The sequence below is a fragment of the Salinicola aestuarinus genome (assembly GCF_003206645.1).
In the GTDB taxonomy this organism is placed as follows: Bacteria; Pseudomonadota; Gammaproteobacteria; order Pseudomonadales; family Halomonadaceae; genus Salinicola; species Salinicola aestuarinus.
This window is the reverse complement of the sequence record NZ_PZJP01000005.1, coordinates 486,965-512,641: the sequence shown is the minus strand read 5'-3', so window position 1 is coordinate 512,641 and position 25,677 is coordinate 486,965. Positions and strand designations below refer to the sequence as shown.

Below are 25,677 nucleotides of genomic sequence, written 5' to 3'. Positions count from 1 at the left end.
ATGATCGAGGCGTGTGCCGCCGGCGCGTTAGTTCATTCGGCGCCAGCGTCACCTCGCGCTCAGGCGAACATTTCGAGCTGCTTTCGCACCGGGGCGAAAGAGCGACGATGCGCCTCGAGCGGCCCCCACCGACGCAACGCGTCAAGGTGCTGGGCGGTGGGATAGCCTTTGTGCCGGGCGAACCCGTACTCGGGATGCGACACGTCCAGCGCCATCATCTGCGCGTCCCGCGCCACCTTGGCCAGGATCGAGGCGGCGCTGATAGCGGCGTGGCGCAGATCGCCCTTGACCACCGCCTGCCCCGGACAGGCATGCCCGGGTAAGCGGTTGCCATCGACCAGCAGATACTCCGCCGGAACCGGCAGGGCATCGATCGCCCGACGCATCGCCAGATGCGTGGCGTGATAGATGTTGAGCGCGTCGATCTCTTCCGGCGTGGCCTCGGCGATGGCGAACGCCAGCGCCTCGTCGCGAATGCGGCGGTCGAAGGCCTCTCGTCGCTTGGCGCTGAGCGCCTTGGAGTCCGTCAGCCCTTCGATCGGCCGCGCGGGATCGAGAATGACCGCGGCGGCGACCACGCTGCCGGCGAGCGGGCCACGCCCGACTTCGTCGACGCCAGCGAGGCGGTCACCGGTATAGGCGATCTTCAGCGCCGGCCAATCGCCGGACGATGAGGGAGTCGGCATCGTCGTCCTCGTCAGTGGATAGTCGAGAGATTGCGGCAGTCAGACACTGGGGCACGCTCAGGCGGCGGCGTCGGGCGCCAGCCGTCCATCGCGAACGAGCGAGTCGATCGCCTCGGCGGCGCGCTCGCTGGCACCGCGCTGCAGCGCGGCGTGCATCTCGGCGAACCGCAACTCGAGTGCCTGCCGTTGGCCGGCGTCCTCGAACCACGGCAGCAGCGTATCGACCAGCGACTCGGCGCTGACCGCGTCCTGAATCAGCTCGGGTACCAGCGTCTCCTGAGCGATGAGATTGGGCAGCGAAATCCAGCGCGTCTTGACCAGCCGCTGCGCGAGCCAGTAGGTCGCTGGCGCCATTCGGTAAGCGACGACCATCGCCCGGTGGCACAGCAGTGTCTCCAGCGCTGCGGTGCCCGAGGTGAGCAGCACCGCATCCGCCGCGACCATCGCCTCGCGGGATTGCGCTTCGATCAGCGTGACGTTGTCGGCGAGTTCGGGGGCGCGCGCCAGCAGCGCATCGAGTTCCCGTCGTCGCTCGGGAGAGGCCGCGGGGATGACGACCTGCAACGCGCCAAGGCGATCTCTGAGCCCGAGCGCAGCCCGCAGGAAGATCTCTCCCTGAAACTGGATCTCGCTGCTGCGCGATCCCGGCAGTAGCGTGAGCGTTGGCATCTCGGTGTCGAGACCGAGCGACTCGCGCGCCGCTCGGCGGTCATTGGTCAACGGCAGTTCATCCGCCAACGGATGGCCGACGTAGGCCACCGGCACCCGATGCTCGCTGTAGAAATCGGCCTCGAAGGGCAGGAAGGTCAGCATGGCATCGACAGCCCGAGCGATCTTCTTCACCCGCCCCTGGCGCCAGGCCCATACCGAGGGGCTCACGTAGTGCGCCGTGCGGATTCCCCGATCGCGCAGCGCAAGCTCCAGCCCCAGATTAAAGTCCGGCGCGTCGATACCCACCATGACGTCGGGCTGCCAGGCGAGGGCATCACGCTTGAGATGGCGTCGCACCTTGACCAGTCCCGGCAGATGCCTGAGCACCTCCACCAGCCCCATGACGGAGAGCGTTTCGAGCGGATACAGGGATGTCAGCCCTTCGGCCTGCATACGCGGCCCGCCAATCCCCCGAAATTCGATATCGGGATGGCGGTCTTTGAGTGCGCGCATCAGACCGGCGCCCAGGATGTCTCCGGAAAGCTCTCCCGCGACCAGATAGATGCGCATCGGCAGTTCCTAGCGGAGGATGCCGCGCTGGGAGCTCTTAAGGGTCTCGACGAAGCGCTGCGTTTCGTCGAGCGAAAACCGGCTCTCGATCTCGCTGATGGCCTGCTCGAGCGTCAGCCCCTTGCGGTAGACCAGCCGGTAGCACTCGTTCAGCGCTCGTACGCTCTCGCTGGAGAAACCGCGACGCTTGAGGCCAATGGAGTTCAACCCGTGGGGCGCGGCGGGGTTGCCGTTGGCCATCACGAAGGCGGGAATGTCCTTGGTGATCGCCGAGCAGCCGCCGACCATGGCGTGTTCACCCATGTGGCAGAACTGGTGAATCGCCGAGAGACCACCGAGGATGGCGAAGTTGCCGAGCCGAACATGACCGGCCAGCGTTGCCTGGTTGGCCAGGATGCAGTCGTCGCCGATGATGCAATCGTGCCCCACGTGGGAGTAGGCCATGAACAGGTTACGGCTACCGATAGTGGTGACACCGCGGTCCTGCGAGGTGCCACGATGCAGCGTCACGCTCTCGCGGATGACGTTGTCGTCACCCACCTCGAGCCGAGTGGTTTCGCCGGCGTACTTCTTGTCCTGGCAATCCTCGCCCACGGAAGCGAACTGAAAGATGCGGTTGCGCTTACCGAGACAGGTTGGCCCCTTGATCACCACGTGCGGCCCAATCACGCAGCCCGCATCGATCTCGACATCGGGACCGATGACGCTGAACGGGCCGACTTCGACATCGTCGGCCAGGGTCGCGGCGGGATCGACGATGGCGGTGGGATGAATCAAGCGATTTTCCTCTCGGCGCAGATGATTTCAGCTTCACAGGCGAGCTCGTCACCGACTGTGGCTCGACATTGGAACTTCCAGATACCGCGCTTGCCTTTGATGACAACGGCTTCGAGACGCAGCTGATCGCCCGGCATGACGGGGCGCTTGAAGCGGACATTATCGCTGCCCACGAGGTAGTACACGTAGCCGTCGGCGGGCAGTTTGTTGACCGTCTTGAACCCCAGAATACCGCAGGCCTGGGCCATCGCTTCGATGATCAACACCCCGGGCATGATGGGGTGATGGGGAAAGTGGCCGTTGAAGAAGGGCTCGTTGATGCTGACGTTCTTGTACGCCACGATCGATTCGCCAAGCGTGATCTCGGTCACGCGATCTACCAGTAAAAACGGGTAACGATGCGGTAGATACTCACGAATCTGGTTGATGTCCATTATCATCAATACGACCTCAAAAAAAACGAAATGCCCGCCAACAAGGGCAGGCACAGGGCGGCAAAGCGGCGTTCACCCGTGTGGGCCGGCATTATACAGGCGAGGTCATCAGCCGCCAGTCTTAACCCAGTGCCGTTCCGTTACCGGCCACGGGTCAATCGTCACGGGCGTTGCGCTCGAGCCGGTTCAAGCGCTTGGCAATATCGTCGAGCTGCTTGAAACGGACCGCATTCTTGCGCCACTGACTGTTCGACATCGATCCCGTTCCGGAAGAGTAAACGCCGGCTTCGTGAATCGAGTTGGTGACCAGGCTCATGCCGGTGACCTGCACGCCGTCGGCGAGCGTAAGATGCCCCGACAGGCCGACCCCACCGCCGAGCAGACAGTGCCGTCCGACCTTGGTCGAGCCGGCAATGCCGACGCATCCGGCCAGCGCACTGTGATCGCCGATCTGCACGTTATGGGCGATCTGGACCTGGGAGTCGATCTTGACGCCATTACCGATACGGGTATCGCCCAGCGCACCGCGATCGATACTCGAGCAGCTGCCGACCTCAACATCGTCACCGAGCGTGACACCGCCTAGCTGAGCGATCTTCTCCCACTGCTTGCCGTCATGGGCGAAGCCGAAGCCGTCGCCACCGATGACACAGCCGGCGTGCAGTATGGCGCGTTCGCCAACGATCACACCGTGGTACAGGGTGACATTGGCGTGAAGCCGCGATCCTGCGCCGATGATGCAGTCCGCGCCGATGCTGCAGCCTGACCCGATGACGCACCCGTCGGCAATCTCGACGCCGGCGTCGATGACGCTGTTGGCACCGATCTCGACGTTGGCACCGATGTGCGCCTCTGGAGAAACCACTGCCGCGGGATGGACGCCTTGGCTGCTGCGCTGGTACAGCGGGTCAAAAAGCCGCGACAGACGCGCGTAGCCGAGATACGGATTGTCCAGCTCGAGTCTGGCGCCCGGGCACCCTTCCCCGTGCGCGGGATGCACGAGCACCGCGCCCGCACGCGTTTCGTCCAGGTACTTGATGTAGGCTCGATTCGCCAGGAAAGCCAGTTCCTGGGGGCCCGCATCGGTCAGCGTCGACAGCCCCTCGATACGAATATTGGGGTCGCCGATCAGGCGGGCGTCGATATGCTCGGCGAGCTCGCCGAGCGTATAGGAGGCGTTAGCAGCACTCTTCATGAATGGGCGCCGGTCTCAGAGCATCAGTTGAGCGAATTGAATATCTGGGTCACTTCGTTGGTCACGTCCAGGCTGTCGCCGGAGTACACCACCGCATCACGGTCAACGACCATGTCCAGATCGTGCTGCTCGACCACGCGTTCGATCGCTTGGTCGAGCTTGGGCTTGGCACCCTGAAGATACTGCTGCTCGGCCTGCTGCTGCGCCTGCGAGATCTGACCGCGAAGCTGCTGGAACTGCCCACCCTTCTGGCGCAGCTGCTGGGTCACCGAGTTACGCTCGGCTTCCGACATCACGTCGCCATCCTGCTGCAGGCGCTGTTGCAACTGCTGCAGCTCCTGGCTCAGCGACTGTGCCTGCTGCTGCTGTGCGCTGATTCGATTCTTCAGCTGGTTCATCGACACCTGCGCCGAATCGGAAGACATCAACGCTTCGCGCCAGTCCAGCACGCCGACTTCGGTTGCCATGGCAGGCAGCGATACGGCCGACAACAGTCCAAGCCCTAGGGCTCCTACTACTTTGCGCATGCAACGCCTCCTTGAGAGCGACTCTCCTCGGTTGCGGTGCTCGACCAGAGCACCGGACCAAACCGGAGAGTTAAAATGAGTCGCGGCGAAAGTCGCGAATACTGGCATCCTTCGCCACGACCGTTAATACGATCACCCTGACACAGCGAACTGTTCAGCGGCGAGTCGACTCGATTTCACGGTCTTCGAGATCAGAACGTCTGTCCCAACGAGAACTGGAACACCTGCGGATCGTCACCATCCTTCTCGTTGAGCGGCTTGGCCACGCTGAACGTCAACGGACCCACCGGGGTAAGCCATGAGAGCCCAAGCCCCACGCTGTAGCGGACATCGTCCAGATTGACGCCGCTGTCACAGCTCGACGGCCCGTCGCCCTCGACGACGTCGTAGCAGTCGGTGAGGTAGGTGTTACCGGCATCCAGGAAGATACTGGTCTGCAGCGAGCGCCGATCCTCGACCCAGGGGAAGGGATAGATCAACTCCGCCGAACCTTCCACCAGCACGTTCCCGCCGAGGGTGTCATCGTCGCCGTCACCGCGTTCGGTGGTCCGCGGTCCCAGCGTGTTGCTGGTATAGCCGCGCACGGAACCCAGTCCGCCGGAATAGAAGTTCTCGTAGAACGGGAACGGGTCGTCGGAGCCCAGCGTATCGGCATACCCCAGATTGCTGCTGAACTTCACCGACCAGTCCGGGTTGAGCTCGAACAGTCGCTGACCGCGGTAGCGCAACTTGTAGTACTCGGCATCGGAACCGGGCACGGCGGTCTCCAGCGACACGCGCTGGTAGCTGCCATCGGTCGGCATGATGCCGCGGTTGAGATTGTTGCGCGTCCAGCTGGCCGTCAGCTTGTAGTTAAGGAAATCTTCGCCCTCGTCATCCGTATACCTGATGATCTCGGAGGGCGTGTCGTCATAGGTATCGATCGACAGCTGCTCGAGGCCGACGCCGAAGTTCAACCGCGACAGATCGTTGATGGGGTAACCGAAGTTGAGGTTACCGCCGTAGGAGTCGGTCGAGTAGGTCGAGATATCGGAGTCTTCGTAATCCGTCTCGCGATAGAACAGGTTGTACCCGCGTGAGATACCGTCGAGCGTCCAGTACGGATCGGTGAAACCGAAGTTGATGTTGGTGAACGTATCGCTGCGCTGGGCGCCGATGTTGACCCGGTTACCCGTACCCAGGAAGTTGTTCTGGGAGAGTGCGGCACCGTAGATGACGCCCGCCGACTGTGAGAAACCGACACTGGCGGAGATCGAGCCGGAAGGCTGCTCCTGCACGTTGTAGGTGACATCGAGCTGATCCGGCTCGCCGGCGACGGGGCGCGTATCGACGTCAACCTGCCGGAAGAAACCGAGCCGCTCGAGACGCTGCCGCGACTGGCTGATTTGATCGGTCGAGGCAGGCGCCCCTTCCATCTGGATCATTTCACGACGCAGCACCTCGTCCTGGGTCGTGGTATTGCCTTCAAAGCTGATACGGCGCACGTAGGCGCGGCGACCGGGATCGACTCGGAAGGTAATGTCCGCGGTGCCGGCGGCATCGTTCAGCGTCGGCACCGCATTGATATCGGCAAAGGCAAAACCATCGGCACCGAGCCGCTGACGCAGCGCCTCTGATGACGCGGTCAGTGCACTCTGTGAGAAATAGTCACCCGGCTCGGCAGTGACCAGCGAGCGCGCCTTCTCGTCGTCCATCTTCAGATCACCATCGAAGTTGATCTGATCGAACTTGTAGCGTTTGCCTTCGTCGACGTTGATGGTCACGAAGATCCGCGACTTGTCGGGACTGATGGAGACCTGAGTCGAGGAGATCGAAAAGTTGGCGTAGCCGCGATCGAGATACCAGGACCGCAGCGTCTCCAGATCCCCGGAAAGCGCCTCACGCGAGTACTCGTCGTCGGAGAACCAGCCAAAGAACCAGCTGGGTTTGTCTTCGAGCTGGAAAAGATCGCGCAGGGTGTCGTCATCGAAAGCGTCATTGCCGACGACGTTGATCTGTCGAATCTTGGCGACGGCACCTTCGTTGATATCGATATTGACGCGAACGCGGTTGCGCTCGAGCTGTTCGACGGAGGAGTCGATACTCGAGCTGTAGCGACCCTGGGACTGATAGAGACGCTCGAGCTCACGCTGCATCTCTTCCAGCGTGGAGCGCTGCAGAACCTGACCTTCGGCAAGGCCAGAATCCCGGAGACCGTCACGCAGGTCGTCTTCGGAGATCTGTGAGTTGCCCTCGATGTTGATCTCGGCGATCGAGGGGCGCTCGACCACGTTGACAATCAGAACATCGCCATCACGTGAGAGACGGATGTCGTCGAACAGACCGGTATCGAACAGGGTACGCGCTGCGTCACCCAGCTCTTGGTCATTGACGGTCTCGTCTGCGCTGACGGGAAAAGCGTTGAACACGGAAGCCGCCGAGACGCGCTGCAGTCCCTCCACGCGAATGTCCGAAATCTCGAAAGGTGCCGCCAACGCCAAAGGGGAGCTGGTCAGCAGCAGTCCTGCCAATCCGATGGTCTTGAGTTTCATGCAATCAGTCGCTTCTCTGGGGGCCCGCCCGCATATGGAACAGGCACCTTATACATTTCCCCTAGTGACTGACAAGGCTCGCTCGTCACCACCGGGTACTGAATGATCGTCGGCCCGGCGACTCGGCCGGACGCAAAATCGCGCCTCATCAAAAGTCGACGTCCTGCCCGGCCGGGACGTCGAGCCGCCATTGGCCAACCTTCAAAGCCGCATCAGATCGAAATAGAGCGCGGCAATCATCAGCGTGGCGACGAGCGCCACGCCGATACGCAACCCCATGGCCTGCACCGTTTCGGAAACGGGCCGCCCTCGTATCAATTCAACGACGTAGTAAACCAGATGCCCGCCGTCGAGAACGGGAATGGGCAGCAGGTTGAGCACGCCGAGACTGATCGACAAGTAGGCAAGAAAGCCAATGAAGGTTTCCAGGCCACTGCGCGCCGAATCGCCGGCAATCCGCGCGATCGTGATCGGTCCCGACAGATTGGACGGCGAGATCCAGCCGACGATCATCTTGCGGATCGAGTCTGCTGTCAGCCAGGTCATCTCGCCGGTCTTGCTCACGGCTTGACCGATCGCCTCGATCGGCCCATAGCGAATCTCGCGCTGGTAGCGCGCCGGCCAGGTCGGCGCCTGCGACGCAGCGCCGACATAACCGATCGAGGTCTCCCCGCTCTCCCGCGATGCCGGGGTCAACGTCAGAGATTGACGCCGGCCGTCGCGTTCGACCACGAGCGCAAGCGTTCGTTCGGGATTGTCGCGGACGACGGCGACGAACGCCGACCAGTCGGCAATCGGCGCGTCGTCCACGCTGATGATACGATCGTTCGCGGCCAACCCCGCCTGCGACGCCGGACTCTCCGGCAGCACGCGATCGAGCACCGCCGGCACCGGCGGCCGCCATGGTGTAATGCCCAGCGACGCCATGGGCCGGGGCGGATCCTGACGCACCAGCCAGTGCTGTACCGGCACGGCGTGAGTCGCCAGCCCAGCGTTAGCACTCGAGGGGCCGGCCTCGCCCGCATCGGCATCCCGAGTCGTGACGCGAAGCTCGCCATCAACGCCAATGGCGCCGATCAGCCGCAGATTGACGTCGTTCCAGGAGGGCGTCCGCTCCCCCTCGACGCTGACGATCTCCTGTCCGCTGGCAAGCCCGCCCATGGCCGCGGGGGAGCCGGCGTCCACATCACCGATCACGGGCGCGACCGTCGTCGTGCCGTAGACGAACAGCGCCCAGTAGGCGACCAGCGCCAGCAGGAAATTGGCGATCGGCCCCGCGGCAACGATGGCGATGCGCGCCCAGACGCTCTTGCGATTGAAGGCGCGATCACGCTCGCCGGGATCGACCGGCCCTTCCCGCTCATCCAGCATCTTGACGTAGCCGCCTAGGGGAATGGCAGCGATAGCGAACTCTGTGCCGTGCCGGTCGACGCGCGACCACAGCGGCTTGCCAAAGCCGACCGAGAACCGCAGCACCTTGACGCCACAGCGGCGGGCGACCCAAAAATGGCCGAACTCGTGAAACGTGATCAGCAGGCCGAGCACGACGATCACCGCCAGTACGTTCTGAAGTGCATCCATCACGCTCGCCCTCCTGTTAGCGCGTCACGGGGCTCGACCGCCGGCGAAATCAGACCCAGGCCCCGTTGGCGTGGCGCTGGGTTAACAATTCCTGGGCCACTCGGCGTGCACGGCCGTCGTCGTGCAGTATCGTCTCGAGCGAATCTGCCCCGTGAGTCGGCACCCTGTCGAGGGTCCGGGCCACCACCTCGGCAACCTCCAGAAATCCCAGACGGTTGTCGAGAAATGCGGCGACCGCGACCTCATTGGCCGCATTGAGGCAGGCCGGCGCGGTGCCGCCCGCCTGCATCGCCTCTCGCGCCAGGCGCAGACAGGGAAAGCGCTGCTCGTCCGGGGCCTGGAAGTCGAGACGCCCCACCGCGAAGAGATCCAGCGCCTCGACGCCGGCATCGATGCGCGACGGCCAGGAGAGTCCGTAGGCGATCGCCGTACGCATGTCGGTATTGCCCATCTGGGCGATCACCGAGCCATCGGTGTAGCCCACCATCGAGTGCACGATACTCTGGGGATGAACGACCACCTCGACCTGCTCGGGTCGCGCGTCGAAAAGCCAGCAGGCCTCGATCAGCTCGAGCCCCTTGTTCATCAGGGTGGCGCTGTCGACGGAGATCTTGCGCCCCATCGACCAGTTGGGGTGAGCGCAAGCCTCGGCGGGCGTGACGTGATGCATGTCGGCGAGGGTCCGCTCGCGAAACGGGCCACCGGACGCGGTCAGCAGGAGTCTCGACACGCCGAGCGGTTCCAGACCGCCGCGGTGGGACGGCGGCAGACACTGATAGATGGCGTTGTGTTCGGAGTCGATCGGTAACAGGCAAGCGCCGTGCCGCTCGACGGCGTCCATGAAGAGCGCGCCGGACATGACCAGCGCCTCCTTGTTGGCCAGCAGCACCCGTTTGCCCGCCTTGACCGCGGCGAGCGTCGGCAACAGCGCCGCCGCGCCCACGATGGCGGACATCACCGTGTCGACCTCACTGGCGCCAGCCACCTCGACGAGCGCCTGCTCGCCGGCGCGCACCTCGATATGCGACAGCGAGACATCGCGCAGTGACTCGCGCAGCCAGTCGGCGTCAGCCTCGGTTTCGAGCACGGCGACCGCCGGCGAGAAACGCCGACAAACCTCAAACAGCGCCTCTTTCGAGCGCCAGGCCGTCACCGCCTGCAGGCGATAGCGTTCGGGATGTCGCGCAATGACATCGAGCGTACTGCGCCCGATCGATCCGGTCGCACCGAGGATGGCGACATTGTGAGGTGCAGTGGAGGTCATAGGAGCCTTGTTGTCAGCACGGCGACAGCGCGCGGGGTCAGCCAAGCCAGGGCCGAATCAGGGCGAAGATAGGGATAGCGGCGGTGAGGCTATCGATACGATCGAGGATGCCGCCGTGGCCGGGGAGCAGTTGACTCGAATCCTTCAGACCGCGAAAGCGCTTGAGCATGCTCTCGAGCAGGTCCCCGATGACCGAGACATAGGCGACAAACACCGCGACGAGCAGCAGGCCCAGCGTCTCGGCGAGCCCCATCCCGAGCCAGAGTGCATAGCCGAGCGACAGCAGCGCCACGGCGACCCACCCCCCGTAGACGCCTTCCCAGGACTTGCCCGGGCTCACGCGGGAGGCCAGCTTGCGCCGGCCAAAGCGCCGGCCGGCGAAATAGGCCCCGATGTCAGCGACCCAGACCAGCAGTAGAACGAACAGCAGCCATTCACTGCCATCCTGACGCAGCTGATGGAACCCGATCCAGCAGGGAAAGAGTACCCAGCCGCCCATTGCCAGACGTATGGCCGGATGCTGCCACTGTGCCGTGGCGTCGGGGTAGCGCGAAATCCACCAGGCGTTGACGAGCCAGCCGAGCGCCCCAAGCCAGAGCGGCCACTGATCGTCCATCCAGCCGGCTTGCCAGGCAACGAGCATCAGCGCCCCGAAGCCCGCCGCGTAGAGAAGACGCGGTGCATGAGCATCGAACCCTGCCAGACGCGCCCACTCCCAGGCACCCAGCAGCAGGACGATGGCAGTGAAGAAGGCGAAGCTTGCCCCTGTCAGGCCAAAAAGCCCTACCAGTACCAGCGGCGCCAGTACCAGCGCCGTCAACACGCGCTGTCTAAGCACCGCTCACCTCGATCTGTTGTTGGGTCATGCCGAAACGGCGCTGGCGACCCTGGAAGGCATCCATGGCGGCGTCGAATGCCGCCGCGTCGAAATCGGGCCAGAGCTCAGGCGAAAACACGAACTCTGCATAGGCAAGCTGCCACAGCAGAAAGTTGGAGATGCGCTGCTCGCCGCTGGTGCGAATGCAGAGATCGACGGGCGGTTCGCCGTGAAGACAGACCTCGTCGTTCAGCGCTGCTTCGTCGATGGCCGCGGGTGCGAGCTCGCCGTCAGCGACGCGCTGGGCCAGACGCTGAGCGGCGCCGGCGATGTCCCAGCGTCCGCCGTAATTGGCGGCGACAATCAGATGCAGCCCTCCGTTGTCCTGGGTCAGGACTTCGGCCTTCTCCATCTGGCGCTGAAGCGACGACGAGAAGCGCTGGCGATCGCCGATGATGCTCAAGCGGATATCGTTCTCATGCAGCTTTTTGACCTCGCGCTTGAGCACGAGCATGAAAAGCTCCATCAACGCGCTGACCTCGGCGCTCGGCCGGCGCCAGTTCTCGCTGGAGAAGGCAAAAAGCGTCAGCGCCTCGATGCGACGCTGCACGGCACAGCGAATGACAGCGCGCAGCGACTCGACGCCTGCGCGATGCCCCTGGGCACTGGAAAGGCCCCGAGCGCGTGCCCAGCGATTGTTGCCATCCATGATGATCGCCACATGGCGTGGCATCGACGGCATCGCTTGCGCACCGCGCGACTGCATGTCTGTCATGGTATCTCGCAAGCCAGGTGGAATTCGGCGCCACACGCCGGTCCGGTACGTCGCCCGGACTTACACCTGCATCAGGTCGTGTTCTTTGGACTCCAGCAGCTTGTCGACTTCGGCGACATGCTTGTCGGTCAGCTTCTGGATCAACTCCTCGCCGCGACGCTGGTCATCCTCGGTGATGTCCTTGTCCTTGAGTAGCGACTTGAGATCGCCGTTGGCATCGCGACGCACATTGCGCACGGCCACACGGGCGTTTTCCGCCTCGGCGCGAGCCTGCTTGATGTAGTTGCGGCGCGTTTCCTCGGTCAGCGGCGGCATCGGCACGCGGATGACGTTACCGTTGGTGGCCGGATTGAGCCCCAGATCGGAAGTCATGATGGCCTTCTCGATCTTGCCGACCATGGACTGCTCCCACGGCATGATGCTCAGGGTGCGCGCGTCCTCGACGTTGACGTTGGCCACCTGGTTGAGCGGCATTTCACTGCCATAGTACTCGACCGTCACCGCATCCAGAATGCTCGGATGCGCACGGCCGGTCCGGATCTTGTGGAAGTTCGACTGGAGTGTTTCCAGCGTCTTCTTCATACGCCCTTCGGCGTCCTTCTTGATATCGTCGATCATGTCCTAAACCTCAATCAATCAGCGTGCCTTCTCGACCACCCACCACTAGATTCAACAGCGCCCCGGGCTTGGTCATGTCGAACACACGCACCGGCATATCATGGTCACGTACCAGACAGATAGCGGTCAAATCCATGACACCGAGCTTCTGGTCCAGCACGTCATCGTAGCTCAGACGCTCGTACTTGGTGGCATCGGCGTGCGTGACCGGATCCTTGTCGTAGACGCCATCGACCTTGGTGGCCTTGACGACGACGTCGGCGTCGATCTCGATCCCCCGCAGGCAGGCTGCAGAGTCGGTAGTAAAGAAGGGGTTACCGGTACCCGCGGAGAAGATCACCACGTCGCCGGAGGTGAGATAGCGAATGGCCGTACGACGATCGTAATGTTCCACCACACCGCTCATGGGAATGGCAGACATCACCCGCGAACGGATATTGGAGCGCTCGAGCGCATCGCGCATCGCCAGCGCGTTCATTACCGTCGCCAGCATCCCCATGTGATCGCCGGTGACGCGCTCCATGCCCGCGGCGTGAAGCGCCGCACCGCGAAACAGGTTCCCCCCGCCGATCACGATACCGACCTGAACACCAATCCCCACCAGCTGCCCGATCTCGAGCGCCATGCGATCCAGCACCTTGGGGTCGATACCGAACTCCTGCTCGCCGGTCAGCGCTTCGCCGGAAAGCTTGAGCAGAACGCGCTTGAACTTCGACTTCTCGGCAGGTTTGTTCGGACGGTCGATGACGTCGGACATGACGGTTTCTCCTGGTTTGACGGATCGTGTCGGTGGGATCGGACGAAGACGCTTCTCATCTGCCGGATACGCAATGGCGTGCGCTTTCGCGCACGCCATTGGCGGTTGAGGTGACCGACGACGTCGGCCACCGCACCGGCACTAAGGGGAACTGACTCAGCACAGATGTCGCTTAGCTGCGACGAGCCTGTTCCATGACTTCCTTAGCGAAGTCGACTTCTTCCTTCTCGATGCCTTCACCGACTTCGAAGCGAGTGAACCCGAGCACTTCGCCGCCAGCCGACTTGGCGTATTCGGCGACGGTCTGGTTCGGATCCTTGACGAAGGGCTGCTCGGTCAGGCTGTTCTCGGCGAGATACTTCTTGAGACGGCCTTGGACCATCTTCTCGGCGATCTCCGCCGGCTTACCGGCCATGTCCGGCTGCGCCAGAATGACGGCCTTCTCCTGGTCGAGCTGCTCCTGCGGCATCTCTTCCGGACGCGCCACGACCGGATTGATCGCTGCCACGTGCATGGCGATGTCCTTGGCGACATCGGCACTGCCGGCGGTGAGGCGCGTCAGCACGCCGATGCGATCGCCATGGACGTAAGCGCCGACGACACCGCCTTCCGGCGCTTCGACCACGACTGCACGACGCACGGAGATGTTTTCACCGATCTTCTGAACCAGCTGGTTGCGAGCGTCTTCGAGCTCGGCATCCATGATCTCGGTCATGTCCTCGGACTTGGTCGCGAAGACCTTGTCCAGCACCTTGGAAGCGAAGCTGGTGAAGTTTTCGTCACGCGCGACGAAGTCGGTCTCGGAGTTGACTTCGAGCATCGCACCATAGCTGCCGTCGTCGGCAACGCGGGTGAGGATCGCGCCTTCAGCGGCGGTACGGCCGGCCTTCTTGGCGGCCTTGAGGCCCGAGTTCTTGCGCAGGTCGTCGATCGCACGCTCGATGTCGCCGTCGGCTTCGGTGAGTGCCTTCTTGCACTCCATCATGCCGAGCCCGGTACGCTCGCGCAGTTCTTTGACTAGAGAAGCGCTGATAGCTGCCATTACTGTCCCTCTGAATATCGCTGTTTCGTCTCGTGGCAGACGCCGAAGCGCCGCCCCAGGTAGCAAAAGGGGGCTCTAGAGCCCCCTTGGTCTACACCGGCGCTCGATGGCGCAGGCGATGCGGATCGCCTTGCCGGCGGTTGCTCAGTGTAGACTCGCTCGAATTGCCGTCGGGCTTACTCGGCGACTTCGCTCGGCTCGTCCACTTCGACGAACTCGTCGGGACGGCCTTCCTTCGCCTTGGCGCAGGCATTGGCAATCGCCTGCACGTAGATCTGGATGGCGCGGATGGAGTCATCGTTACCCGGGATGACGTAGTCAACGCCATCGGGATTGGAGTTGGTGTCGACGACGCCAATGACCGGGATACCCAGCTTGTTGGCTTCGTTGATGGCGATGCGCTCGTGGTCGACGTCGATCACGAACAGCGCGTCCGGCAGGCCGCCCATCTCCTTGATACCACCGATGGAACGCTCGAGCTTGTCCTGCTCGCGAGTCGCCATCAGGACTTCTTTCTTGGTCAACTTCTCGAACGTACCGTCTTCGCGCATCGTCTCGAGCTCACGCAGACGCTTGATCGACTGACGAATCGTCTTGAAGTTGGTGAGCATGCCGCCCAGCCAGCGATGGTTGACGAACGGCTGACCCACACGGTTCGCTTCTTCCTTGATGATCTTGCTCGCGCTGCGCTTGGTGCCGACGAACAGAATCTTGTTGCTTGAAGAAGCCATACGCTCAACCACACCCGTCGCTTCGAGCAGTGCCGGCAACGTATGCTCGAGGTTGATGATGTGAATCTTGTTACGCGAACCGAAGATGTATTGACCCATCTTCGGGTTCCAGTAACGGGTCTGGTGACCGAAGTGTGCGCCTGCCTTGAGCAGATCGCGCATATTTACCTGTGCCATGATGACTCCTGGAGAATCGGGTTAGGCCTCCACACACCCCATGGATCCGACCGCGCGGCGAAACCGCTACGGCACCCGGGACCATGTGTCGGTGCGTGTGTGTTTTTAATGACGCCCACCGCCTGAACGATGACCGCCGCTGTCGGCTCGAGCTTTCTCGCTGCACCCTCTCGACTCGCATCGAGCGGCTGATTCGGCTGCAGGACGGGAATTGCAGTCGAGCGCGCGGCTTTATACCATACAACGCATACAAGATGAAGTCGCCGGTCGCTCGAGCGCTACTCGGGCGACCCGTTGTGTCGCCCTTGAGACACCGCGCGACCCCCTCCGAACCCCGCTGCGAGAACGCATGAACATTCCCCGCAAGACCCCAGACGAAATCGAGAAGATGCGTGAAGCCGGCCGCCAGGCCGCGGCCGTTCTGGAGATGATCACGCCCCACGTTCGCGTGGGTGTCACCACCGGCGAGCTGGACAAGCTGTGCGATGATTTCATCGTCAACGAACTCGGCTCGGTTTCGGCGTGCCTCGACTACCACGGCTTTCCCAAGTCGATCTGCACCTCGATCAACCACGTCGTTTGCCACGGCATCCCGGACTTCGACAAGAAGTTGAAGAACGGCGACATCATGAACATCGACATCACCGTGAAGACGCCGGACGGCTACCACGGCGACAGCAGCATGATGTTCGTCGTCGGCGAGAGCATCCAGGGCGACCGCCTCTGCCGGATCACCCAGGAGTGCCTCTATAAAGGTATGGCCGAAGTTCGCCCCGGCGTGAAGCTCTCGACCATTGCTCGCGCCATTCAGGCGCATGCCGAAGGCTTCGGCTACTCCGTGGTCCGCGACTTCTGCGGTCACGGGATCGGCGCGGGTTTCCACGAGGAACCCCAGGTGCTGCACTACGACGGGTACGCCGCCGACGCTGACGCCGAGCTGGCCGCCGGCATGTGCCTGACCATCGAGCCCATGGTCAACGCCGGCGGGTACCGCACCAAGGTGTTGAAGGACGGATGGACCGCCGTGACCAAGGACAAGAGTCTCTCCGCCCAGTGGGAGCACACGCTGCTGGTGACCGACAACGGCGTCGAAGTCCTGACCGCGCGCAGCGACGAAGACCTCTCCTTTCTCACTGCCTGAACGGTAGACGCTCGCCGGGTGCGCTCGGCGAGCACTGGCGCCATCACGTCGCACCCGGCATGATCGTCGACCGACACTTTCCCTGCCTCGCCAACGGGAGCGCGCGCCTTCATGCTGTTGCACCACTACCGATTCCAGCCCGACGACTCCCTCTTCGACGTGGCAGCGTTTCGCGAGGCCTCAAACAGTAGCCGCAACCCCATTGCACTCTATAAGCAGGCGCTCGAGACCATTCGCGAGCGTCTCGACACCCGCTTTCGCAACGGTACCGATATCCGCGACCTCGTCTACGGCCGGGCGCGCTGTCTGGACGGACTGCTTCAGGTGGCATGGGAGCGCTTTGAGTGGCCTGAGGGCATTTCGCTGCTCGCCGCGGGCGGCTACGGTCGCGGCGAGCTGCACCCCTGCTCCGACATCGACCTCCTGCTGCTGCTCGAGGCCGACGACGACACACCGTTTCGCGAATCGCTCACCGGCTTTATTACCTTTCTCTGGGACATCGGCCTCGAGATCGGCCAGAGCGTGCGCTCGCTCAATGACTGCGAGCGCGAGGCGAAAGCCGATATCACGGTCATCACCAACCTGCTCGAGACGCGCACCATCGCGGGCCCGGAGCGGCTTCGCGACGCCATGCGCAAGCGCCTGGCGACCGATCGCATGTGGTCTTCCGCCAGTTTCTTCGAAGCCAAGTGGCAAGAGCAGATCGCTCGACATCACAAGCACGACAACTCCGAGTACCACCTCGAACCCAATATCAAGAGCGCGCCCGGTGGACTTCGCGACATCCAGATGATCGGCTGGGTCGCCAAGCGCCATTTCGGTCCGTTGCGCTACGAAGACGTGGTCGCCCAGGGCTTCATGAACGACGCCGAACTGCTCATCCTGAGCCAGGGACAAGCGTTTCTGTGGCAGATCCGCTACGCACTGCACATGCTGACCGGACGGGCCGAGGATCGGCTGCTGTTCGACCACCAGCGGGCCCTGGCCACGCTCTTCGGCTACCGCGACATCGAGGGACGGCTCGCCGTCGAGCAGTTCATGAAGGCCTACTACCGCCACGTCACTGCGCTCGCCGGTCTCAATGACATGCTGCTGCAGCACTTCGATGAGGTCATTCTCCGCGGCGGCGAAACGCTTCAGGTGCACCCGATCAATCCGCGCTTCGAGATCAGGGGCGGCTACATTCAACTGCACGATGCCAACGTGTTCCTGCGTCGCCCGAGTGCGCTCCTCGAGCTGTTTCTACTGATGGCTCAGCACCCGGAAATCGAAGGCGTCCGTGCCGATACCATTCGCCAGATTCGCGATCATCGTCACTTGATCGACAGCAGCTTTCGCGACGATCTTCGTCATCAGTGTCTCTTCATGGAGCTGCTGCGCAGCGGCGGCGACGTGCCGACACAGCTTTCGCGGATGAATCGCTATGGCGTGCTCGGCAAGTATCTGCCGGAGTTTGGCGAGGCGGTCGGCCTGATGCAGCACGACCTCTTCCACGTCTACACCGTCGATGCCCATACCCTGCGGCTGCTCAGCTTTCTGCAACGTTTCCGCACCCAGCGCGACAGCGACGAGTACACCGTTGCCAGTGAAGTGATCCACAAGCTGCCCAAGCTCGAACTGCTATGGATCGCCGGGCTCTATCACGATATCGGCAAGGGGCGCGGCGGGGATCACTCGCTGCTCGGCGCCGTCGATGCCGCCGACTTCTGCCGTCGTCACGATCTGTCGGCCTGGGATACCCGGCTGGTCGCGTGGCTGGTGGAACAGCACCTGCTGATGTCGAAGACCGCCCAGAAGCGCGACATCTCCGATCCCGACATAATTCATGCTTTCGCCCGCACGGTGGGCGACGAGATTCACCTGAACTATCTCTACGCCCTGACCGTCGCCGATATCAGTGCGACCAATCCCTCGCTCTGGAACGGCTGGCGCGCCTCATTGATGCGCCAGCTCTACACCGAGACACGCCGCGTCCTGCGGCGAGGCCTAGACAACACGGTGGACCGTCACGACTGGGCCGTCGAGACCCGTCAGGAAGCGAAGGCACTGCTCGAAACGAGCCGAGACGATGTCGACCGCGTCGAAACGCTGTGGCAAACCTTCGGCGAGGACTACTTCCTGCAGTACACCGCCGGGGAGATCGTCTGGCAGACCCAGGGCATTCTCGATCACCATGATACGGGGCTGCCACTGGTGCTGGTCAGCGCACCCAGCGAGGAGATCAGCGAGGGCGGCACCAAGACCTTCATTCATACCCGGTCGGTGGATGACCTGTTCGCGGCCACCGCCGCTGCGATCGAACAGCTCGGGCTCTCCATTCACGACGCCCGCATCGCCACCTCCAGCGACGACTGGACGCTCAACACGTTCATCCTCCTCGACGACAATGGCGATGCCATCTGCGACCCGGCCAACCTCGAGGATATCCGCCGCCATCTGGTCGAGGAGCTCGACGATCCGGACGACTACCCGCAGATCGTCACGCGTCACACGCCGCGACAGCTCAAGCATTTCAAGGTACCGATCGAGGTCACCATCGAGCAGGATCCGGCCAACGCGCGCACCGCGCTCGAGCTCGTCGCCCCGGACCGCCCGGGACTGCTGGCCCGCGTCGGCCGGGTCTTCATGGAGCAGGACATCGCGCTCTCCGCCGCCAAGATCGCCACTCTCGGCGAGCGTGTGGAGGATGTTTTCTTCATTACCGACAAACAGGGCCAACCATTGACCGATGCCGCCGCGCAGGCGCGCCTGCGTGAACGGCTTTGCGAAGTGCTCGACGTATGACGGGCGTCCGGGACGCTAGCCGGGGCGCTGCCTCGGACGTCCCGGTTTGAGCCCCCGTCGACGCGCGCCTATAATCGGCGCCCTCGAACCCGCGACGATCGGCTGTCATGACTACCACGCTCTACGGCATCAAAAACTGCGACAGCTGTCGCAAGGCGCGCCGTCTCCTCGATGCGCGCAACGTCGACTTCGACTATCACGATCTGCGTGACGACGGTCTCGATGCCGCGACGCTCGACGCCTTTCTCGCCCGCGTTGACTGGCAGACGCTGCTCAATACCCGCAGCACGACCTGGCGTCAGCTCGACGCCGCCGACAAACATCCCCTCGACAGCGACCGGGCCCGCGAGCTGATGCTCGCTCATCCCACCTTGATCAAGCGTCCGCTGCTGTCCCGTGACGACGCCCTCATCGTCGGTCTGGACCGCAGCGTCTACGCAGGGGCCAGCGACTGAACCGGCGCCGGGCCGCGCTTGCTCGGACGGCTCCCCCGAAGACGATCCGACACCTCTTTCACGACGTACCGCTACGACAGGAGTTAACGATGCTGAGCTTCGCGCTAGGAATCGGCACCCAGAACGGCCAGGGCGACTGGCTCGAAGTCTACTATCCGGCACCGCAGTACCGCCCTGATGCCAAGCTCGTCGAGATCGTGCGCGGGGCGCTCGGTGATGACGAGAATCGTAGCGACGCGGAAGCGGTGAGCTTTCTGCCCGAGCACTGCGCGAGCCTGGCACTGGCACTGCGCGAGGGTGGCTTCGTCGACCAGGCCGAGATCGCCGAGACGTTCGCCGATTCGCAGCGTCCGCTGGTCGCGGTCTTTCTCGCCGAAGACCACGCCCCGGCCAGCGTCCCAGAGGTCTACCTCAAGCTGCATCTGCTCTCGCACCGGCTGGTGAAGCCTCACGGCATCAAGCTGGACGGCATGTTCGGTCTGCTCAAGAACATCGCCTGGAGCAGCGAAGGCGCCATCGACGTCGAAGAACTTCCGGGGCGCCAGCTCAAGGCGCGTCTCGCTGGCCGCCCGCTCTCCGTCGACTGCGTCGACAAGTTCCCCAAGATGGTGGACTACGTCGTACCCAAGGGGATCCGCATCGCCGACACCGCCCGCGTGCGCCTCGGCGCCTACCTCGGGGAAGGCACCACGGTCATGCACGAAGGGTTCTGCAACTTCAACGCCGGCACCGAAGGTCCGGGCATGGTCGAAGGACGCATCGCCGCGGGCGTGTTCGTCGGTCAAGGCTCGGATCTCGGCGGCGGCTGCTCCACCATGGGCACGCTCTCCGGCGGAGGCAACATCGTCATCAAGGTCGGGGAAGGCTGCCTGATCGGCGCCAACGCCGGCATCGGCATTCCGCTGGGCGACCGCTGCACCGTGGAAGCAGGTCTCTACGTGACGGCCGGCACCAAGGTCACCCTACTCGACGATGAGAAAAACGACGCGGGTGTGGTTGCCGGACGCGAGCTGGCCGGCCAGGACGATCTGCTGCTGCGCCGTAATTCGCAGAGCGGGCGCGTCGAGTGCCTGACCAACAAGAGTGCGATCGCCTTGAACGAAGCGCTCCACGCCCACAATTGATTCGCGCCGACCGGAAGCCCTACATGACTCAAGCGTCCCCGACGCCCGCGCCAACGTCCACTGCCCACTCGGCCACACTGGCGCTCGCCCTCGAGCTGATCGCGCGGCCGTCGGTGACCCCTGACGATCACGGCTGCCAGGCACTCATGATCGCGCGGCTGGAGCGCCTCGGCTTCAGCGTCGAACGGATGACGATCAGCGGCATCGACAACTTCTGGGCGACCCGAGGCCAGCACGGCCCCACGCTGGCCTTTGCCGGTCATACTGACGTGGTACCGAGTGGCCCGGAGAGCGAGTGGGCCTCGCCGCCCTTCTCGCCACACGTCGACGAAGCCGGCTTCCTGCGCGGCCGCGGTGCCGCCGACATGAAGGGCAGTCTCGCGGCGATGGTGACGGCCGTCGAGCGCTTCGTTGCCGATCATCCCGACCACGACGGGCGGCTGGCGTTCCTGATTACCGCGGACGAAGAAGGGCCGGCGATCCACGGAACCCGCGCGGTGGTGGAACGCCTGCGCGAGCGCAACGAAGCCCTCGAGTACTGCATCGTCGGCGAGCCTTCGTCCACCCGCCACGTGGGGGATGTGATCAAGAATGGCCGCCGCGGTTCGCTCGGCGGCGTGCTGCAGGTACGCGGTATCCAGGGGCACGTCGCCTACCCGCATCTGGCCCGCAACCCGATCCATCAGGCGCTGGGCGCACTACAGGCACTAGTCGAGGAGCACTGGGACGAAGGCAACGACTTCTTCCCGGCGACGAGCTTCCAGATCTCCAACGTTCACGGCGGCACCGGCGCGACCAATGTGGTGCCGGGCGCACTCGAGGTGACGTTCAATTTCCGCTACTCCACTGAGGTGACCGCCAAGGCGCTTGAGCAGCGGGTGGAGGCGATCCTGGAGCACCACGGTCTCGACTACCGCCTCGACTGGACGCTCAACGGCAAGCCATTTCTGACCTCGGGCGGCGCGCTACTCGATGCCGCCCGGAGCGCCTGCCAAGAAGTCTCGACACAGCAACCGGCGCTCTCGACCGCCGGGGGCACCTCCGACGGGCGCTTCATCGCCACGCTCGGCACCCAGGTCATCGAACTGGGGCCGGTCAATGCAACCATCCATCAGATCGACGAACGCATCCGTGCCAACGATCTCGACACGTTGAGCCGTATCTACGAAACCATTCTCGTCCGGCTGCTTACCTGAGGAAGTCATGGAGCGTTTTCCCGATATCGAAATCTATCTCGCCGACGTCGACATCGACGCCATCGCCGCATGGCTGGGGGAGCGCCTCGGTGACGATGCCCTCACCCTCTCTAAGGGCAAGCGAGGGATCTGGCATGCGCGGGCCAGCGGTGAGTCGACAAGCATCGGCATCATGCTGGTCGAGCGTGCCGCGGACCGCTTCGCGAGCCTGTGGTTCGACTGCGATGCCACCCCCTGGCCTCGGGACACCGACTGTGCCCGCGAGGCCGCAGTGGCTCTCGGCTGCGAGGCTCGCTGCTCGCTCGGTGGCTGGCAGCCGGGAGACGATCCCGACCGTTTCTGGCAGGTGCTGCCGGATGGCACGGAGAACGCCATCAGCTGGCCGGACTCCGGTCGCTGACGTGTCAGCGACCTGACAATCGACGAATCCATACCCCCTATCAGCCGGTGCCCCCGCACCGGCCAGGGGTGGCAATAGCCCATCACGCCAGCGCCGCAAACCGCGGCCAGGACAGGGAGTCTGACAATGGCGGAATCCAAAGCGGTCATTTATGCGGCCATGGGCGGCAACCTAGCCATCGCCGTCACCAAGTTCGTCGCCGCGACCCTCACCGGTAGCTCGGCGATGCTCTCCGAGGGCATTCACTCCGTGGTAGACACGGGCAATCAGATTCTGCTGCTGCTGGGCATGAAGCGCGCCCAACGCCCGGCAAGTCCCGAGTTCCCGTTCGGCCACGGTAAAGAGGTCTACTTCTGGAGCTTCGTGGTCGCGCTATTGATCTTCGCCATCGGCTCTGGCGTCTCGCTCTACGAGGGCGTGATCCACATCATGAATCCCGAGCCGATCGAGTCGCCGCTGATCAACTACATCGTCCTCGGGCTGGGAATCCTGTTCGAGGGCGCTTCATGGGCCTTCGCGCTCAACGCCTTTCGCAAGACCAAAGGCAAGTGGAGCTATCTCGAAGCGGTTCACCGCGGCAAGGACCCGTCGCTGTTCGTGGTCGTCTTCGAAGACTCTGCTGCGCTGCTGGGATTGACGGTAGCCCTGGCCGGCGTCGGGCTGAGCCAGTGGACGGGCCTGGCGATCTTCGACGGCATCGCCTCGGTGGTCATCGGTCTGATCCTCGGCGGCACCGCGATCTGGCTCGCCTCGGAGACCAAGGGTCTGCTGATTGGCGAGAGCGCCAACCGCCACGTGGTCGAGGACATTCGTCAGTTGGCACGCGCCGCCGACGGTATCGACGAGGTCAACGAGGTACTGACCATGCACATGGGCCCCGATTTCGTGCTGGTGAATCTGAGTGTCCGCTTCGCCCGAGGCACTCAAGCCGAGCGTATCGAGCGGACCATCGCCGAGCTGGACAAGCGAATCAAGCAGCAGCACGAGAGCGTTAAACGCGTGTTCGTCGAGGCGGAAGCCCGGGCCGGCGTCGATGACGAGCCTGCCAGCGTGACGGCGAGCTGAGTCGGCCCGGCCAAGCGGTGGCGACAGGCTTCTGGCTGCCACCCAACGCAACGCCCCCCGCTGCTCGCGCAGCGGGGGGCGTTTCGGTACTCACCATCGAATACCGGCGGGAAGCCAGCGATCCGATCAGGTGATGACGGTCACATCGTCAGCTTGCAGGCCACGGTCGTTCTCCACCACGTAGTATCGAACCTTCTGCCCCTCGGCGAGCGTGCGATGGCCCTTGCCGCGAATGGCCCGAAAGTGGACGAACACGTCCTCCCCACTGGCCCGCGTGATGAAGCCGTAGCCTTTGTTGACGTTGAACCACTTCACCTCGCCGAGCTCGCGGTCGTCGTTCTCGACGTCGGCCAGCATGGCCGCTGTCACGGCATGTGTCTTCTGGGGGGCCAGCGCCGTTACCGCGAGCGTACCGAGCAGCAGGATGATAAACACGGCAAGCACGGTGGCAGCGTAAAGCGCCGAGACGCCCTCGAAGTCCAGGAACCAGGTGAGATCGTGCGCCAACATGCTGCTGATCAAGGTGATCACCAGGCCGATGAGCAGCGGAGAGGGAATCGACAGCAGTAAACTGATCAGCGTACAGCGTAGAAGCGTCTTACTATTCATGGAGTCTCAAATCTCTAAAGTCGAATCGGTGGAGCGCGCAGCACCGTCGAGTGGCGGTGTGGAGCGCGGTTGGCACTGACGTCGAAACGCTTGCGTTAAAACGAAATGGCTTACTTACATCCAACAACTCAAGTACATCCAACAACTCACGTACAGCGAATAACTTACGTACATCCATTAATTTACGCACGTTCAGTGATTTACGTACATAAAGGTGCCGTCAATGACCTATGACACGCAGCGGGAAAAGTCTAACACGGCAATCGGGGAGCAGCGCACGCCGCTGGAGGAGCGCGTCGAGGCGCTGGAGAGCCGGCTGACCTTTCAGGAGGACTGGCTGGAAACGCTCGATCGTCGTCTTCGCGAACAGGATGCCGAGATCGAACGCCTCACCCGCTTGAACGCCCTGATGCGAGAGCGTCTACGCGAGCAGGGTCAGGTGCTCGCCGACCTGGGTGGAGAGCAGTCAACGTCCCACGACGACTTGCCTCCTCACTACTGACGCGCTCGACACTGGGTAATGACGCGCGGCAGGAGATCGCCCTTCCAGGCCGGACGCGCCGGGAGGAGAAACCGAAAGGCCCGGCAATTGCCGGGCCTTTCTGTCTGCGGTCGCCAGCGGTTGCGAGTTACTCGAGCCCGTCGAGGAATCGCTCGGCGTCCAGCGCTGCCATGCAACCGCTGCCGGCAGACGTGATGGCCTGACGGTAAACGTGATCCATGACGTCGCCGGCGGCGAAGACACCGGGCACGCTGGTGGCAGTCGCATTGCCCTCGAGTCCGGACTGAACACGGATGTAGCCATTGGCCATCTCGAGCTGGCCTTCGAAGATGCCAGTGTTGGGCGTATGGCCGATCGCGATGAATACGCCCATGACGCCGAGATCCTTCGTCTCGCCGGTGAGTGTGGAGCGCAGCCGGGCACCGGTGACGCCGCTGCCGTCGCCGAGCACTTCGTCGAGGGTATGGTTCCACTCGATTGCCATGTTGCCGTTCTCGACTTTCTCCATCAGCCGATCCTGCAGGATCTTCTCACCGCGCAGCGAATCCCGGCGATGCACCAGCGTCACCTTGGAGGCGATGTTGGAGAGGTAGAGCGCCTCTTCCATCGCGGTATTGCCACCGCCAACGACCACCACTTCCTGATTGCGGTAGAAGAAACCGTCACAGGTCGCGCAGGCGGAGACGCCCTGCCCCATGAACTGCTGCTCAGACGGCAGCCCCAGATAGCGGGCGCTGGCACCGGTGGAGACGATCAGCGCGTCGCAGGTATAGGTCCCGTTGTCGCCCTTGAGCGTGAACGGCTTCTCACGAAGCTCGACCTCATTGATATGGTCGAACAGCACTTCCGTCTGGAACCGCTCGGCGTGCTTGCGCATGCGCTCCATGAGCTCCGGTCCCTGAACGCCCTCGTCGTCACCGGGCCAGTTGTCCACATCGGTGGTGGTCGTTAGCTGGCCACCGGCCTGCATGCCGGTGATCAGCAGCGGCTTGAGGTTGGCGCGCGCAGCGTAGACCGCCGCGCTGTAGCCCGCCGGCCCGGAGCCCAGGATTATCAAACGTTCGTGGCGCACGTCGCTCATGGCTACCTCGATTCAATCAACGATTCGGAAGACGGTTTCGCTGTCCCGCGCCGATCCGGCTCGAGGCGAGACAGGGAACGCTCTGCGGCATGGCCCGGTTCTCGAGCCATGCCGCAGAGCGCTGAAAAGCGCGCATGATACCAGAAACACGGAAGGCGGCCCGCAGGCCGCCTTCTCGATCACCCAC

25 protein-coding genes are annotated in these 25,677 nt (G+C 63.3%); 8 read left to right on the top strand and 17 right to left on the bottom strand.

The genetic code is table 11. The features are described 5' to 3' along the window. Nucleotides 1–59: 59 nt before the first annotated feature. The 15 genes from rnhB to rpsB form a co-directional block, all read right to left on the bottom strand. Nucleotides 60–686 carry a ribonuclease HII gene (gene rnhB / locus DOM41_RS07715; protein ID WP_110686246.1) on the bottom strand — a complete coding sequence of 209 codons (627 nt, stop codon included), beginning with the start codon at nt 684–686 and terminating at the stop codon, nt 60–62. Nucleotides 687–743: 57 nt separating this feature from the next. Then, nucleotides 744–1,907 carry a lipid-A-disaccharide synthase gene (lpxB, locus tag DOM41_RS07710; RefSeq protein WP_110686245.1) on the bottom strand — a complete coding sequence of 388 codons (1,164 nt, stop codon included), beginning with the start codon at nt 1,905–1,907 and terminating at the stop codon, nt 744–746. A 9-nt stretch (nt 1,908–1,916) separates the two neighbouring features. Further along, nucleotides 1,917–2,684, bottom strand: coding sequence for an acyl-ACP--UDP-N-acetylglucosamine O-acyltransferase (gene lpxA / locus DOM41_RS07705; protein WP_110686244.1), 768 nt, complete (start codon nt 2,682–2,684; stop codon nt 1,917–1,919). Next, nucleotides 2,681–3,124: a 3-hydroxyacyl-ACP dehydratase FabZ gene (fabZ, locus tag DOM41_RS07700; RefSeq protein WP_110686243.1), complete on the bottom strand. Its 444-nt coding sequence runs from the start codon at nt 3,122–3,124 to the stop codon at nt 2,681–2,683. Before fabZ ends, lpxA begins: the two co-directional genes overlap by 4 nt. A gap of 148 nt (nt 3,125–3,272) precedes the next feature. Then, nucleotides 3,273–4,313, bottom strand: a complete 1,041-nt coding sequence (gene lpxD, locus DOM41_RS07695) for a UDP-3-O-(3-hydroxymyristoyl)glucosamine N-acyltransferase (protein ID WP_110686242.1) — start codon at nt 4,311–4,313, stop codon at nt 3,273–3,275. Between the two features lie 23 nt (nt 4,314–4,336). Beyond that, nucleotides 4,337–4,840 carry an OmpH/Skp family outer membrane protein gene (locus DOM41_RS07690; RefSeq protein ID WP_110686241.1) on the bottom strand — a complete coding sequence of 168 codons (504 nt, stop codon included), beginning with the start codon at nt 4,838–4,840 and terminating at the stop codon, nt 4,337–4,339. A gap of 191 nt (nt 4,841–5,031) precedes the next feature. Continuing rightward, nucleotides 5,032–7,371, bottom strand: a complete 2,340-nt coding sequence (bamA, locus tag DOM41_RS07685) for an outer membrane protein assembly factor BamA (protein ID WP_110686240.1) — start codon at nt 7,369–7,371, stop codon at nt 5,032–5,034. Between the two features lie 201 nt (nt 7,372–7,572). Continuing rightward, nucleotides 7,573–8,952, bottom strand: a complete 1,380-nt coding sequence (gene rseP, locus DOM41_RS07680; RefSeq protein WP_110686239.1) for a sigma E protease regulator RseP — start codon at nt 8,950–8,952, stop codon at nt 7,573–7,575. Between the two features lie 49 nt (nt 8,953–9,001). Next, entirely contained in the window at nt 9,002–10,216 is a 1,215-nt protein-coding gene (gene ispC / locus DOM41_RS07675) for a 1-deoxy-D-xylulose-5-phosphate reductoisomerase (RefSeq protein WP_110686238.1), read from the bottom strand. Between the two features lie 37 nt (nt 10,217–10,253). Beyond that, nucleotides 10,254–11,054, bottom strand: a complete 801-nt coding sequence (locus tag DOM41_RS07670; RefSeq protein ID WP_110686237.1) for a phosphatidate cytidylyltransferase — start codon at nt 11,052–11,054, stop codon at nt 10,254–10,256. Next, the gene (gene uppS / locus DOM41_RS07665) at nt 11,047–11,808 is read right to left on the bottom strand and encodes a polyprenyl diphosphate synthase (RefSeq protein ID WP_110686236.1); all 762 of its coding nucleotides are present in this window, start codon (nt 11,806–11,808) and stop codon (nt 11,047–11,049) included. The genes DOM41_RS07670 and uppS overlap by 8 nt, the downstream gene beginning before the upstream one ends. A gap of 60 nt (nt 11,809–11,868) precedes the next feature. Next, a complete protein-coding gene (gene frr, locus DOM41_RS07660; protein WP_110686235.1) occupies nt 11,869–12,426 on the bottom strand; it encodes a ribosome recycling factor in 558 nt (185 codons plus the stop codon). Between the two features lie 10 nt (nt 12,427–12,436). Next, nucleotides 12,437–13,183, bottom strand: coding sequence for a UMP kinase (pyrH, locus tag DOM41_RS07655; RefSeq protein ID WP_110666983.1), 747 nt, complete (start codon nt 13,181–13,183; stop codon nt 12,437–12,439). Between the two features lie 172 nt (nt 13,184–13,355). After that, nucleotides 13,356–14,225 (bottom strand): translation elongation factor Ts, encoded by an 870-nt coding sequence (gene tsf / locus DOM41_RS07650; protein ID WP_110686234.1) that lies wholly within the window; start codon nt 14,223–14,225, stop codon nt 13,356–13,358. A gap of 176 nt (nt 14,226–14,401) precedes the next feature. Beyond that, nucleotides 14,402–15,133: a 30S ribosomal protein S2 gene (gene rpsB, locus DOM41_RS07645; protein WP_110686233.1), complete on the bottom strand. Its 732-nt coding sequence runs from the start codon at nt 15,131–15,133 to the stop codon at nt 14,402–14,404. Between the two features lie 349 nt (nt 15,134–15,482). On the opposite strand from rpsB, the gene map reads away from it, so the two are divergent. From map to DOM41_RS07610, 7 genes are all read left to right on the top strand, one after another. Continuing rightward, nucleotides 15,483–16,274: a type I methionyl aminopeptidase gene (map, locus tag DOM41_RS07640; RefSeq protein WP_110686232.1), complete on the top strand. Its 792-nt coding sequence runs from the start codon at nt 15,483–15,485 to the stop codon at nt 16,272–16,274. Between the two features lie 111 nt (nt 16,275–16,385). Further along, nucleotides 16,386–19,058 carry a [protein-PII] uridylyltransferase gene (locus tag DOM41_RS07635; protein ID WP_110686231.1) on the top strand — a complete coding sequence of 891 codons (2,673 nt, stop codon included), beginning with the start codon at nt 16,386–16,388 and terminating at the stop codon, nt 19,056–19,058. 107 nt (nt 19,059–19,165) lie between these two features. Beyond that, nucleotides 19,166–19,513, top strand: coding sequence for an ArsC family reductase (locus DOM41_RS07630; RefSeq protein ID WP_110686230.1), 348 nt, complete (start codon nt 19,166–19,168; stop codon nt 19,511–19,513). Nucleotides 19,514–19,602: 89 nt separating this feature from the next. Next, nucleotides 19,603–20,637, top strand: coding sequence for a 2,3,4,5-tetrahydropyridine-2,6-dicarboxylate N-succinyltransferase (gene dapD / locus DOM41_RS07625; protein WP_110686229.1), 1,035 nt, complete (start codon nt 19,603–19,605; stop codon nt 20,635–20,637). Between the two features lie 23 nt (nt 20,638–20,660). Then, nucleotides 20,661–21,833, top strand: coding sequence for a succinyl-diaminopimelate desuccinylase (gene dapE, locus DOM41_RS07620; RefSeq protein ID WP_110686228.1), 1,173 nt, complete (start codon nt 20,661–20,663; stop codon nt 21,831–21,833). Between the two features lie 7 nt (nt 21,834–21,840). Next, the gene (locus tag DOM41_RS07615) at nt 21,841–22,233 is read left to right on the top strand and encodes a hypothetical protein (protein WP_110686227.1); all 393 of its coding nucleotides are present in this window, start codon (nt 21,841–21,843) and stop codon (nt 22,231–22,233) included. Nucleotides 22,234–22,359: 126 nt separating this feature from the next. Further along, nucleotides 22,360–23,298, top strand: a complete 939-nt coding sequence (locus DOM41_RS07610) for a cation diffusion facilitator family transporter (RefSeq protein WP_110686226.1) — start codon at nt 22,360–22,362, stop codon at nt 23,296–23,298. Between the two features lie 126 nt (nt 23,299–23,424). Here DOM41_RS07610 and DOM41_RS17875 read toward each other — a convergent pair whose 3' ends face one another. Continuing rightward, nucleotides 23,425–23,907: a cold-shock protein gene (locus DOM41_RS17875; protein ID WP_110686225.1), complete on the bottom strand. Its 483-nt coding sequence runs from the start codon at nt 23,905–23,907 to the stop codon at nt 23,425–23,427. Between the two features lie 223 nt (nt 23,908–24,130). On the opposite strand from DOM41_RS17875, the gene DOM41_RS07600 reads away from it, so the two are divergent. Continuing rightward, complete coding sequence (locus DOM41_RS07600) at nt 24,131–24,409, top strand: SlyX family protein (RefSeq protein WP_110686224.1); 279 nt, start codon at nt 24,131–24,133, stop codon at nt 24,407–24,409. Between the two features lie 127 nt (nt 24,410–24,536). On the opposite strand, the gene trxB is transcribed toward DOM41_RS07600, so the two are convergent. Further along, nucleotides 24,537–25,490: a thioredoxin-disulfide reductase gene (gene trxB / locus DOM41_RS07595; protein WP_110686223.1), complete on the bottom strand. Its 954-nt coding sequence runs from the start codon at nt 25,488–25,490 to the stop codon at nt 24,537–24,539. Nucleotides 25,491–25,677 lie beyond the last annotated feature (187 nt).